The following is a 12598-nucleotide window of genomic DNA, read 5'->3' on the forward strand; positions in this document are numbered from 1 at the left end:
CCGCGCCCGCGTCAGAACCCGTAGCGCACGCCAAGCCAGAAGGTGCGCGGCACGCCCAGATCGATCGAACCGCCTTGGTTGCGGGTGATGATCGCCTCGTCGGTCAGGTTCTCCGCGCGCGCGACGAGTGACACCCCGCCCCCGAGCGGTGCCGCCAGAAAGGCATCGAGCGTCGTCGCGGGTGCGAGGCGATCGGTCTCGCGGTCGTCCTCGAACTGGGTCGAGACGTGCCGCAGCGTGCCAGCGAGCCGCCAGCCGGCGGCCGGTTCCCAGCCAAGCGTCAGGGTTGCCGCGAATTCCGGGGTCTGCGACGGGCGGTTGCCGTCGAGATCGGCGGAAGTACCGCGCCCGCGCACTTCGGCGTCGGTCCATGCGAGCGCACCGTCGAGGCTGACGGTCCCGAACTTCGCCGCCACGCTCGCCTCGATCCCGCGCGCCTCGATGGCGGGCAGGTTCGCCCGGCGGCGCAGGTTCGGCCCGACTGTGACGTTGGCGATGGCGTTCTCGACCTCGTTGTCGAAGGCCGTTACCGCGATCACCACTTCGTTGACCGGCTGCCAGTCGAAGCCGATCTCGAAGCCTTCCAGCCTCTCGTTGACGAGGTTCGCATTGGCCTCGGTGGTCACGGGGAAGACTACGAAGGGGCGGTAGAGTTCGTTGAGGGTCGGCAGCCGCAGCCCCGTATAGGCCGCGGCGCGGATGTCGAGGCGGCGGGTGAGATAGAGCAGCGCGCCCGCGCGCCAGTTCACCGCCCAGTCCGAACGGTCGGGGGCGACGATCTCGCTCACCAGAGCGCCCGTGGGGGTGACCGCGCGGTAGAAGCCGCCGGTGATGGAGGTGCGGTCGGCGCGCAGGCCGCCGTTGAGGGTCAGCGGGCCGATCTGCCAGTCGTCCTCGAGGAAAATGCCGAGGTTCCCGGTCGCCCCGCCTGCGCGGCGGCGCTCGGTGATGCGCCCGGTGACGGCGTTCAGCGCCTCCTCCTGCAGTTCCCCGTCGGCGCGGCGGTAATCGACCCCGAAGCGGATGTCGTGCCCCTCAAGCAGCGGCGGGCGCAACTCGAACTTGCCGCCGATGCCGGTCGAGGGCGTGCGGCGCTGGTCCAGCGTCGGCGTGAACCGGGTCGAAGAGATCACGACGTTGCCGAAGTCGCGCGCCTGCACATAGGCCAGCGCATCGAACTGCCAGTCGCCCCGCCCGACGAAGCGGATCGAGGCCTCCTCGCCATTGCTGAAGGAATCCGCGCCCTCGAAGCGCAGCGTGCGATTGTCGCGGAAGGCGGCGACGCGGGCCTGAACCTCGACGGTGTCGGTGAGCGGGGCGACCGCGCGAAGGGCGGCGTTCCAGCTGTCGAAGGCGGCGCGCGCGGTGGCGGGCACGCGCTGGTCTTCAGGCGTGGTGAAGAAGCCTTGGCCCCGGTCCCACCGCCCGCTCGCGATGGCGAAGCCGCGGCCGAGGCGCTGGGTGAGCACCCCGGTGGCCTCGGTTTCCGCCCGGTCGTTGATCGCCGCGCTGCCGAGGAACCCCTGCGTCGCCCCAGGCTCGGCGCTTTCAATGTCGATCGTCCCCGCGAGCGCGCCCGCGCCGAAGGGGCCCGATCCGCCGCCGCGCGTCACCCGGATCGTGCCGAGCGTCTCGGGCGCAATCGCGGACAGCGGGATGTAGCCGAAGAAGGGATCGGCAAGCGGCACCCCGTCGAGCAGCACCAGCGCGCGGCTGGTGGCATTGCCGCCGAGCGCGCGCAGCGTCACCCCTTGCGCGCTGGGGTTAGACGAACGGCTGTCGGAGCGGCGGAACTGCTGGAAACCGGCGACATTGCGCAAGACATCCTCGATCCGGCCCGAGGGCGCCGCGACGATCGCCTCGCGCTCGAGGGTGGTGGTGGCGTAGATGCCGGTCGAGAGCGCCGGGTCGAGCCCGCGCCCGGTGACGATGATCTCGCGGCGCTCCTCGCCCGCCTCGTCCTGCGGCTCCTCGCCGTCCTGCGCGGACAGGGGCAGGGCCGAAAGGAGGGCGAGCCCGCAGGCGGTGAGACGCAGCATCGTTTTCATCAGGCAGCTTTCATGTTTCGCGAAGATCGGCGCGCGCATCATCACAGCATGCGCCGCAGGACATTATCCTTGAGCAGGAGATGGTGACGCAGCGCCGCAGCGATGTGCAGCACGGCGAGCGCGAGGAACAGCCAGCCGAGCAGTTCGTGGCCCTCGTGCCCGATGGCGTAGAGCGGGTCCTCGCGGGTCACGGGGAGCTTGGGCAGGTCGAACAGGCCGAACCACGTCAGGGGATACTTGCCCGCCGAGGCCATGATCCAGCCCGTCAGCGGCATGGCGAGCATCAGGGCGTAGAACAGGAGATGCGTCGACTTGGCGGCGAGCACTTCGAGTCCGCTCATCGCTGCAGGGTGCGGCGTTGCCGTCCAGGTGAGGCGCCAGCCGATCCGCACCAGCGTCAGGGCGAGCACCGTCATCCCGGCCGCCTTGTGCAGCGGCATCAGGTTGACGACGTCCTCGAGCGCATCGTGCAGCAGCCCGCCCGCGATGTTGCCGATCACCAGCGCCGCGATGATCCAGTGCAGCGCACGCGCCGTGCGGTTGTAGCGATCGGCCCGGTCGGCTGAATGGGCAAAGGTCATCGCATCCACGGCGCGTTCTCCTCAAGGTCGGCCAAAGTCGGGCAAGGCCGGCGCCCGGGCGGCGTGATCGCCATCCCGGACACCGGCCTCATGCCCCCGGATAACCGGCCCGCGATCAGAAGAAAAGGATCGCGCCCGCAGCAATGCTGCTGCTTTCCGCTTCGTTGCCGCCATGCGCCTTGCTGTTCGTCCGGGTGTATTCGCCGATCAGCGTGACCCAGTCGGTCAGGCCGTAGCGGACCTGGCCGACATAGCTCGAATTCTTGCGCACCAGCGTGTTGCCCGCCGCGATCTCGAAGGCGGTGCGGTCGAGATTGCTCTCGCCGTAGCTCGCGCCCAGCGAGACCTTGCCGAAGGTTGCGAGGCCCTGGACATAGAACCCGTCGCTGCCCCGCGGATTGCCCCGCGCGTCGGTGTCGAGCAGGTTGAGCACCGTCGTCCCGAGGCCCTTGGCGGTGTACCAGTTGGCGACCGCCGCGAAGGGCCCGACCGAGACCTTGCCGCCCAGATCCATGCCGCGCCCGGTATAAGACACCAGCCCGCCCGCGCCCGCGCCGATGGTCTGGTGCTTTTGCGTGACCCCGGATGCCCACAGGCGCAGTCCGACCTTGTCGAAGGACTTGTCGAAGGTGACCTTGCCCTGGAAGCCGGGCGCGGTGTTGGTCTGCGCCGGGGCGGTGAGCGACTGCAGCGGCTGGAACACCCCGACCGAGGCCTGGAATCCGCCGAGGTTGGGCGTGGTGTAGGTGATCTGCGGCTGGAAATCGGTGTAGATGTAGCCCGATCCGATGCGCCCCAGGGTGGTGTTGCCCGGCGCGACATTGCCGCCCGGAGGGCCCGCGGCAAGCAGGGTGATGTCGTTGAGGATCGCCTCGGAGCCGAACAGCCCGATGTCGCGCCCCATCTTCACCGTGCCGAAGCCGCCGCCGATGGTGAGATAGACCTGGCGGAAGTCGATCCCGGCGGTCGCGAGCGCGGTCGGCTGGCCGCCGCTATTGGCGCCGAGCGGGCCCCAGACGGCCGAATTGATGCCCGGGTACATCCCGAAATGGGCCCCGATGTCGAGCCCGGCCTGCTTGGTCGTCACGTCGATCAGCAGATAGCCGGGAAGCAGGCCGTTGCGCACCGCGTTCGAGCTGTCCGCCCCGACCGAGGCGATTCCGCCGGCGACCGCGGTGGTCCGCCCTACGGTGTCGGGGTTGTCGTTGACGTAATAGGCGTTGATCGAGCCCGAGAACTTGATCGTCGCCGGGCCGACTTCGAGGCCGATGCCCTTGTCGGTCATGCGCACCACGCGGCTCATGTCGAGCGCGCCGGCGGCGGTGTCTTGCGCTGCCACCTGCGGAGAGGTGGCGGGGGCGGCAGCCGGGGCCGCATTGGTCTCGGCCATCAGCGCCGCATATTCCTCGTCGGTGAGGATGCCCTTTTCGTGCAGGCGCTGGAGCAGCTGCTGGGTGGCGGTCGATTGCGCATGGGCGGGCGCCGCAGCGGCCCCCATCGCCAATGCGGCCACAGCTGCGTGCAGCAGAAATCTGGATCTCATGTCCTTCCCCCTTGTTCTCTGTTCTCGTGCCGTCCCTTGCGGCCCACGCGATGCTGCGCCGGAGCGGTCCGCGCCGAAATTGGACTTTGGTCGTCCGACTTTGGTCTGAGATGGCGGGGGTGGCGGGCCGCGGCGGCCGGCCGGCAGGATCAGCCGTCGATGCGGGGGAAGAGTTCGGCCTCGAGCCTCGGGTAGAAATGCGAGACCGAGCGGGTCAGTTCGTAGCGCGCCGCGGCCATCCCAGCGAAACGCGCCGGGATCGGCTGGTTCGCGGCCTCGGCCATGTCGAGCCCGCCCGCCACCGCCTCGCGCAGCGCGGTCTCGAGCCAGGCCAGCCAGTCGCGGGTCTGGGCGATCGCGGCGCCGGTTTGGCACAGCGGGCCGTGCCCGGGGACGCATTGGCGATGCGGGGTGGCCGCGAGCCGCGCGAGTGCCGCCTGCCACGGGGCGAAGGCGGCGTGGGGGGTCGCGGGCGCCCGGTCATGGAACACGAGGTCGCCCGCGATCAGCGTTCCCGATGTTTCGTCGAGGATCGCCAGATCGGCCTCGCTGTGCCCCGAGAGGGCGAGCAGCCTCAGGCTGCGGCCGCCGAAGACCACCGCGCCCTCGGCAGCCGCGGCGGCGGGCAGAATCACCTCGGTGCCGGCCATCCAGCCGTGGAGCATCCGGTACATCGCGTCCGAAAAACCGCTGCCGTCGCGTTCGAGCTCGGCCCGGGTGCCGGGCAGGGCGTGTATCTCGGCCTCGGGGAAGGCGCCGTTGCCGAAGCTGTGGTCGGGGTGGAGGTGGGTGATGTAGACCCGCCTGGCCTCCTGCCCCGTCAGCCGCCGCGCCAGCGCCCCGAGCGCCGCGCCGAACGCGAGCGAGGGCCCGCTGTCGACGATGATCGCGCCGGCATCGCTCGCCATGATGACGCTGTTGGCGATCGCTCCGCCATTGGCGAAGCCGAGCGCCTCGTCTGCGCCGCGCACCATCCAGATCCCATCGCCGATGGGGGTCGCCTCTGGCGCATAGGTTCCGGCGAAGAGCTCGGCGCGCGCGGCGAAGGGCGCCGCCGCCAGCGGGAGGGCGAGCGCGCCGAGCAGCAGCCCCCGCCGCTCGATCATCGCGTGGCCGCCGCCGCGACCCTCGCGCCGCTTCCCGCTGCGAGCGTGCCGGCAAACTCGAAGCCGCCCGTGTCGCGCGCCGCCACCGCGAGGTCGCCCGCCAGCCCGGGGGCGAGCAGCAGGGTGAAGGAGGGGTCCTCGCTGACCGATCCGTGCACGGTCATCCGGGCGAGGGCACGGCCTTCGGCGTCGGACACCGTCAGCTGGTCGATGTTGTAGGCCGGGATGTTCTCGACCAGGCCGGTGTCCATCGGATGCCGGAACGAGAGGCGCAGGCGGGTCGCGCCGGGTGCGCTCCACGCGGCCCCGCGCAGCTCGCCGAGGTGATCGGCCCAGCCCCCGCGCACGCGGCTCAACGGCGGGGCCGAGCAGCCGCCGCCCGCGGCATCGACCCAGTCTCCGGCCACGTGCCACACCCCGTCGGCGGTCAGCACCGCGGCGCGCACAGGGGTGCGCTGGTCGAGCTTGATGCGGGTGGCGATGAAGGCCTGCGCGGCGAGCGGCGTGTATTCGACCGCGACGGGAATCGGGTTGAGGTCGGCGAAGATCACGATCCGCACCACCTCGCCCAGCGCGCGGGCATCGACGGTGACGGGCATGACGTGCTGGTTCTCGGTCAGGACGGGCAGCGCGACCTCCACCCGCGGATCGAACACCACGGGTGCACCGGCGAACAGCTTGCCCGCATGGTATTCCCACATCGGCGAGCCTAGCGGGTCGGCCGGCGGCGTCTGGGACTGCGCGGCGACTGGAGCCGCCAGCATCGCGAACGAGAGGAGTGTGCGCATCATACCATTGGACAATGTATTCCGCTCGCGCACACGGGGCATATTGTACCTTGGACCAAGAGGGGACGGGGATGCGCAGGACAGGGATCGTGGCAGGCATGGCGGCGCTGGCGCTGGTGGCGGGCGTTCAGGCCCGCGAGCCGCAGCCACAGCCCCGCAGCGCCGAGCCTGCGCTGTTCGATGCGCAAGGCTACCGCGCCGCCCGCTACCGTGCGCCGGTCAAGGCCGATCCCGCCCCTGCTGCCGCGATCGGTCTTGCCGAGGCGCTGGCGCTCGCACCCGGGCGGGACGCGCTGTTTCTTGACGTCATGCCGGTCGAAGGCGGGGTGCGCGATCCGGCCACCGGGGTCTGGACGCTCAGCACCGGGCACCTGACCATTCCCGGCGCCCTGTGGTTCCCCGAGACCGGCCGCACCCCCGTCGATCCGGTGCTGTGGCAGGCGCTCGAGGCGGCGGTGCGCGAAGCGCGGCGGACCGCGCCGGACAGGCCGGTGATCCTGTTCTGCCGCACCGATTGCTGGATGAGCTGGAACGCCGCGCGCCGCCTCGCCCTGCGCGGCGTTGCCAATGTCCATTGGCTCGCCGAGGGCACCGACGGCTGGCACGCCGCGGGCCGCCCGCTCATTGCCGCGACCCCGGTCGCGGTCCCCGCTTCATGACGACAACAACAGGAGGAGACTGAGAATATGGCCAATCTGGTGGTGAGCTACCCGCAAGCCGAAGGGGCGCGCTTCGATGCCGCCTATTACCGCGAAACCCATATCCCGCTGGTCGAGGAAAGCTGGGGCGGCCTCGGGCTGACGGGGGCGGAGATTCTCTGGCCCGCGGACGCGGCGCAGCCGGCGGCTGCGATGGTGGTGCTGCGGTTTGCCGACAGCGCGGCAATCGATACCGCGCTCGCCTCGCCCGCGACGGCGGCGGTGATGGCCGACATCGCCAACTTCACCGATATCCAGCCGAGCATCTACCGCACGGCTTGATCCCTGGGGGCGCCGGTGCAGGCGATCCCGTCCTGCCCCGCGCCGACCGCGATCCTCAGCTCTGCTGCTTGAGGTAGTTGATGATTTCCTGACGCTTGGCCGCGTCCTTGATCCCGGGGAAGCTCATGCGGTTGCCCGGCACCAGCGCCTTGGGGTTCTCCAGCCACTTGTGGAGGGTCGGCTCGTCGAGCACGAGGCCCGCGCCCTTGAGCTGGTCGGAGAAGGCGAAGCTGCCCTTGGCGGCAGGCTTGCCGAAGACCCCGTAGAGATTGGGGCCGAGCTTGTCCTCGCCGCCCTTGTCGGCGGTGTGGCACACGGCGCAGCGCCCGAAGCTTGCGGGCGGGGCGACGGTGGCGGCGACCTTGACCACCTCGGCGGCAGGCGCTGCGGCGGGCTTTGCGGGAGCCGCAGGCGCGGCGGCGGCAGCCTTCTCGGGCTCGACGGCGGGGCTGGCTTCCGGAGCCGGAGTGGCCTCGGCGGTCGCATCGGCGACGGGCGCGTCGGCTGCGGGGGCAGTGTCCGCAGCCGGAGTTTCGGTCGCTGCGGGTTCGTCGGCGGCGGGCTCGCCGCCGGAACATGCCGCGAGAGCCAGGGCCAGGGCCAGCGAGCCGCCGGCGGAGAGCTTGCGCAGTGTCATGTTGATCCTCCCTCGAAAATGTCGTTCGTTGGGCGTGACAATGACAGTTTCCCCGCCCTCCCGACATTGCACCTTCGGACGAAGTCAGAAGGCGAGGGCGATCCCCACGGTGAAGCGGCGCGGTGCGCCCGGGCCGAAGGCGCGCGGGTCGGAGGCGTCCGGTGCTTCGGCGAGATCGACCTCGTCCACCTCGCTGAAGGTGCCGAAGGTCGCGAAGTCGCGGTCGAAGACGTTGCGCACCTCTCCGAACAGCGAGGCGCCCTTCACGACCTCGATCCGGCCCCGCAGGTTGAAGACGACGTAGCCCGGCACCTCGGGGTTCTGGTTCGCCTCGTCGCCGAACAGCAGCAGGCCCGAGCGCGCGACCATGTCGCCGCCGATCGCGAAGCTGCGTGTGCCGATCCGGCCCTCGTAGTCGGCGGTCAGGGTGGCGCTGTGGCGGGGGATGCCGGTCAACCGGTCGCCCGCTTCGACGAAGATTTCGCCCTCGTCGTTCGCCTCGGGGTTGGCGGGGCTGCTGAGCGTGACCGGCAGGCGGAAGGTCGCGTCGATGAAGGCGTAGCTCGCCCCGATCCGGAAACCGCCGCGCCGCACGCCGAGGCTCGCCTCGAAACCCTGGCGCCGGGTGCGCCCGATATTCTCGAAGAAGCCGCGCCCGCGGGTGCTGGAGGCGATGAACTGGATGTCGTTGACGTTGGTCGCGCGGTAGGCCGAGGCGAGCCAGTCGATCTCCCATCCGCCCGCCCGGTGGCTGCCCGATGCGCCGAGCTCGAACGTCTTGGCGACCACCTGTTCCAACGGCGGGTCGGCGATGAAGAAATTGGTGAGGCTGCACGGCGCGTCCTCGTCGGCGCAGGACAGTTCCGCCTCGGTCGGCACGCGGTTGCTCTCGGCATAGCCCGCACGCAGGCTCACCTCGGGCGTCACCGCCCAGTCGAGCTCGATCCCCGGATTGAGGCGGCTGAAGGAATGGTCGCCGTTCAGCGCCGTGCCGATCTGGTCCTCGAGCACGATTCGCGCATGGTTCCAGCGCAGTCCGATCTCCGCGGTCAGCGTCTCGCCCAATGGCAGGGTGTCGCTGGCGAAGAGGCCCCAGAAGCGCGATCGGGTTTTCAGCTCTACCGGGGCGATGGCGTTGTCGGCCTGGTCGATGAACACGCCGAGTCCCTCGACGCTGCGATCCTCGGTCAGGGCGCCGAGTTCGGTCGAGGCGGCGAAGTCGTTCTCGCTCGAATCGTAGCTCACGCCCAGCACCAGCCGGTTGGTACGCGCGCCGATGTCCTGCTCGGTGATAATCTGCGCGAGGAAGCCTTCCGAGCGCGAGCGGATGGTGCCGCGGTTGAAGACGCCGTAATCCCCGCCGTCGAGGACGTCGCCGATCACATTGCCCGCGCCGTCGGTCAGCAGCGCCTGCTCCTCGTCGCCGTCATCGCCGACGCTTTCGAGGCACAGCAGGCCCTCCAGCGCCGGATCGTCCTCGCATTCCTCGATGTCGGCGGCATCACCGTTCAGGAGCGATGCCTTGCGGCGCTGGCGGTAGAGCGTCGCCTCGAAGCGGACGGAATCGCTGATAGCCAGCCACGGGTGGAGGCTGATCCGGCCGTAGGAGTTGCGCTGGTTGTCGGGCCAGGTGAAGACTGACTGGCGGCGGGCCTCAAGCAGCTCGACCGGCGCGACGCCGTTGCCGGTGAGGTCGGTATCGGCCCCGATGGCCTTGACGTGCAGCCCGGCGCGCGCGCCGTCATAGCCCAGGTCGACGAAGCCGTTGACGAGGTCTGAGGGGCTGAAATCGCGCCATCCGTCTTCCTCGCGGTACTGCACCGCGCCGAACCAGCTGAAGCCGCCGATCGCATCGCCGGCCGAGAGGCTGAGATCGCGCTCGCCGTATGAGCCGATGGCCGCCGCCGCATCGACGCCCTGCACACTCTGACCGGTTGCAGTCTCGATCACCAGCGCGCCGCCCAGAGTGTTGAGCCCATAGACCGGGCTCGCATCGCGCAGGGTGACGGAGCGGATCGCGGCATCGGGGATCAGCTCGAAGTTGACCGTATCACCGAAAGGCTGGTTGAAGCGCGCCCCGTCGACATAGGCGGCAAGGCCCTGCGCCTGCCCGACCAGCGGCGAGGCGACATAGCCGCGATAGACGAGGTTGGGCTGCCACGGATTGTTCTGCGCGTCCTGCGCGCTGACGCCGGCGAAATTGCGCTGGAGCGCGGCGAGCAGGTCCGGGGTGCCCGCGATGGCGATGTCGCGCCGTTCGAGCGCGAGCGCATCGTCGAGATCGATGTCTCCGCCCGGCGCGGTCACGATGATCGGCGCGTCCGGAGCATCTGCCGACGCCGCGTCCTCGGCCTGTGTCACCGCAGGAACGACGCACGCCGCCCCCGTCAGCAGAAATGCTGCAACCCTTCGCACTTCCCCTCCGTTCCGGCCGTCTGTCGCGGCCATTGTCCCTCTGTTCGTTTCCTATTCCGCCAGCACGACCCCCCACGGCCCTTCGCCCGCCGGGATGCGGGAGACCAACTGGCCAGTGGCGAGTTCGACCACCGCGACATCGTCGCTGGTGCCGTTGGCGACCACGGCGCGTGTGCCGTCGGCGGTGATGGCCAGGTGCCACGGGCGTCCGCCGGTGTTGACGTAGCCGCGCACCTTGCGGGTCTCGACATCGACCAGCGCGATGGAGTCCGCCCGGCCGAGCGCGATCACGGCGGTCTTGCCGTCCGGTGTGAAGCGGATGCCGCAGGGCAGCACCTTGTAGGGCATGGCCCCGGGCGGCGCGAAGGGGATCGTCTCCACAATCTCGCGCGTCGCCACGTCGATCACATGGACCGTCTGCCCGATCTCGGCGGCGATCCAGACATGGCGGCCATCGGGCGTGAACTCGATGTGGCGCGGACGGGCTTCGGTTTCGATTTCGGCGACAGTCTCGCGGGTGGCGAGGTCGATCCAGCTGACGGTGTTCTCCTCCTCGGAGGCGACGAGCAGCCACTTGCCGTCGGGGCTGACCGCGATGCCTTCGGGCTCCTCGCCGACCTCGACCTGCCAGGCGACCTTGCGGGCGGCGAGGTCGATGGCGGTGGCGGCCGCATCGTCCTCGTTCGAAACGAACAGCGTGGTGCCGTCGGGGGAGAGGAAGAACTGTTCGGGATCGTTGCCCGCCGGCATCACCGCGACCAGCGCGCCGGTTGCGGCGTCGCGGATCTCGACCGCGTTGTCGAGGCTGGCGCAGATGTAGAGGTACTTGCCGTCGCGGCTCAGCAGGATCCCGCGCGGGCGCTGGCCGACGTCGAAGGTGGCTTTCACCGTTCCGCTGGCGATGTCGATAACACTGACGGTGCTTCCGCGTTCGTTGCTGACATAGGCCGTCTGCGCGGCGGCGGGTACGGCCAGAGCGGCGGCAGCCAGACAAAGGGGCAAGCGACGGAATATCATGGCAGGCATCCTACAGACCCCCTTTCGCCCCGCGATTGTACCAAAGTGCAATGGGGATTCGGGCACTTGGGCGTAATCTGATGGCACGGGAGAATGTCGCTGCGCGAACCGCGCGGCACCTGAGGCACAAAGGGGTTTGTGAGATGAAAAACTACGCCGGACGCATCCTGCTCGGTGCGGCGATCGCCTCTCTGGCGATGGCGGCCGGGCCCCAGATCATGGCCCATGGCGATGTCACGCCGCAGGCCGTCGACACATCCGACCTGCCCGACATCGGCGAGGCCTGGCTCGAGAAGAATCCCTACAGCGGCAACGCCCGGGCGATCGAGATCGGCACGTCCGCCTACAACCAGAACTGCGCGCGCTGCCACGGGCTCGAAGCGATCTCGGGCGGGATCGCACCCGACCTGCGTTATCTCGAACTCGGCGAGAGCGGCGACCAGTGGTATATGGAGCGCTTCCGCAACGGGTCGAGCCATGACGGCAAGGTCTACATGCCGCCCTTCGGCGAGGTGCTCGGCCAGAAGGCGGGCTGGGCGATCCGCGCCTTCCTCGAAACGAAGTACACGGAAGAGTAAGGTGGCCGATACCCGCAGGGGATTCCTCGCCGGCATGGTCGGCGCAGGCTGCGCAATGGCACTGTCGGGACCGCTCGGGGCGGCGCCCCTCGCCAAGGTGCGGGAGCTCGGCATCCTGCGTGTCGGGCTCTATGCCGACAACCGCCCGTGGTCGTGGGACCGGGGTGGCGGGCAGCCGGCCGGGATCGACGTCGATCTCGCGCTCGCGATCGCCGAGCAGCTCGGCGTGAAGCCCGAGATCGCGCTGTTCACCGCCGACGAGGAACTCTCGGACGACCTGCGCAACGTGATCTGGCGCGGCGGGCTGCTCGGCTTCCGCCGCTGCGACCTCATGCTGCACGTGCCCTTCGACATGCAGCTGGCGGCGAAGGAGGACCAGGTGGTCTTCGTCGCGCCCTATTACCGCGAGGAATTCAGTGCACTGTGCTCGGCCCAGACCCGCGATTGCGACCAGCCGCCGCAGCGGTTCGTCGGCAGCAAGGTCGGTGCGGAGCTGGATTCGATCCCCGATTTCTACCTCGTCGGCGGTTTCGGCGGGATCCTGCGCGGCGATGTCCAGCACTATCCCACCGGCCATGCCGCAGCCCTCGCGGTGCATGAAGGCGAGGTCGAGATGGCCGTCGCCACCCGCGCCCAGATCGAGGCCGCGATGGCAGACAGCGCCGGCAGCGGGGCGAAGCTTCGCAAGACCCCGCTGCCGATGCTGCCCTCGGACGGGTGGGACATCGGCATGGCGGTGCGCGAGGACAGCCGCACGCTGGGCTTCGCGGTCGAGGACATCGTCGCGCGCATGACCGCCGATGGCCGGATGAAGGCGCTCTTCGCCAAGGCCGGCGTCACCTGGCAGGCGGCCGCCGCGACGAAGGCCATCGGCTAGGCCGCCCGCCTAGTTCCAAGGTTCAATT

At 69.8% G+C, this 12598-nt stretch carries 12 protein-coding genes; 4 read left to right on the forward strand and 8 right to left on the reverse strand.

Translation table 11 applies throughout. The annotated features are described in order from the left end of the window. Nucleotides 1-11: 11 nt before the first annotated feature. The 5 genes from CBR61_RS05985 to CBR61_RS06005 all read right to left on the reverse strand — a co-directional run bounded on the left by CBR61_RS05985 (nucleotide 12) and on the right by CBR61_RS06005 (nucleotide 6066). On the reverse strand, nucleotides 12-2048 hold the full coding sequence (locus tag CBR61_RS05985) for a TonB-dependent receptor (RefSeq protein WP_088915482.1): 2037 nt from the start codon (nucleotides 2046-2048) through the stop codon (nucleotides 12-14). Nucleotides 2049-2089: 41 nt separating this feature from the next. Then, nucleotides 2090-2629 (reverse strand): cytochrome b, encoded by a 540-nt coding sequence (locus CBR61_RS05990; protein ID WP_088915483.1) that lies wholly within the window; start codon nucleotides 2627-2629, stop codon nucleotides 2090-2092. Nucleotides 2630-2744: 115 nt separating this feature from the next. Further along, nucleotides 2745-4172 (reverse strand): porin, encoded by a 1428-nt coding sequence (locus tag CBR61_RS05995; protein WP_088913544.1) that lies wholly within the window; start codon nucleotides 4170-4172, stop codon nucleotides 2745-2747. Nucleotides 4173-4321: 149 nt separating this feature from the next. After that, the gene (locus CBR61_RS06000) at nucleotides 4322-5278 is read right to left on the reverse strand and encodes a quinoprotein relay system zinc metallohydrolase 1 (protein WP_088913545.1); all 957 of its coding nucleotides are present in this window, start codon (nucleotides 5276-5278) and stop codon (nucleotides 4322-4324) included. Further along, nucleotides 5275-6066, reverse strand: a complete 792-nt coding sequence (locus CBR61_RS06005) for a quinoprotein dehydrogenase-associated SoxYZ-like carrier (RefSeq protein WP_233996939.1) — start codon at nucleotides 6064-6066, stop codon at nucleotides 5275-5277. The genes CBR61_RS06000 and CBR61_RS06005 overlap by 4 nt, the downstream gene beginning before the upstream one ends. 71 nt (nucleotides 6067-6137) lie before the next feature. On the opposite strand from CBR61_RS06005, the gene CBR61_RS06010 reads away from it, so the two are divergent. Continuing rightward, on the forward strand, nucleotides 6138-6725 hold the full coding sequence (locus CBR61_RS06010; protein WP_088913546.1) for a rhodanese-like domain-containing protein: 588 nt from the start codon (nucleotides 6138-6140) through the stop codon (nucleotides 6723-6725). A 27-nt stretch (nucleotides 6726-6752) separates the two neighbouring features. Further along, a complete protein-coding gene (locus CBR61_RS06015; RefSeq protein WP_088913547.1) occupies nucleotides 6753-7046 on the forward strand; it encodes an EthD family reductase in 294 nt (97 codons plus the stop codon). Between the two features lie 55 nt (nucleotides 7047-7101). On the opposite strand, the gene CBR61_RS17050 is transcribed toward CBR61_RS06015, so the two are convergent. The 3 genes from CBR61_RS17050 to CBR61_RS06030 all read right to left on the reverse strand — a co-directional run bounded on the left by CBR61_RS17050 (nucleotide 7102) and on the right by CBR61_RS06030 (nucleotide 11115). Continuing rightward, the gene (locus CBR61_RS17050; protein ID WP_088913548.1) at nucleotides 7102-7683 is read right to left on the reverse strand and encodes a c-type cytochrome; all 582 of its coding nucleotides are present in this window, start codon (nucleotides 7681-7683) and stop codon (nucleotides 7102-7104) included. 84 nt (nucleotides 7684-7767) lie between these two features. Beyond that, nucleotides 7768-10131 carry a TonB-dependent receptor gene (locus tag CBR61_RS06025; RefSeq protein ID WP_088913549.1) on the reverse strand — a complete coding sequence of 788 codons (2364 nt, stop codon included), beginning with the start codon at nucleotides 10129-10131 and terminating at the stop codon, nucleotides 7768-7770. An 18-nt stretch (nucleotides 10132-10149) separates the two neighbouring features. Then, on the reverse strand, nucleotides 10150-11115 hold the full coding sequence (locus CBR61_RS06030) for a PQQ-dependent catabolism-associated beta-propeller protein (RefSeq protein ID WP_088915485.1): 966 nt from the start codon (nucleotides 11113-11115) through the stop codon (nucleotides 10150-10152). 143 nt (nucleotides 11116-11258) lie between these two features. On the opposite strand from CBR61_RS06030, the gene pedF reads away from it, so the two are divergent. Together pedF and CBR61_RS06040 are read left to right on the forward strand one after the other, a co-directional pair. Continuing rightward, nucleotides 11259-11693 (forward strand): cytochrome c-550 PedF, encoded by a 435-nt coding sequence (gene pedF, locus CBR61_RS06035; protein WP_088913550.1) that lies wholly within the window; start codon nucleotides 11259-11261, stop codon nucleotides 11691-11693. 34 nt (nucleotides 11694-11727) lie between these two features. After that, complete coding sequence (locus CBR61_RS06040) at nucleotides 11728-12570, forward strand: substrate-binding periplasmic protein (protein WP_088915486.1); 843 nt, start codon at nucleotides 11728-11730, stop codon at nucleotides 12568-12570. Nucleotides 12571-12598 lie beyond the last annotated feature (28 nt).

It is taken from the genome of Porphyrobacter sp. CACIAM 03H1 (genome assembly GCF_002215495.1).
Classification (GTDB): domain Bacteria; phylum Pseudomonadota; class Alphaproteobacteria; order Sphingomonadales; family Sphingomonadaceae; genus Erythrobacter.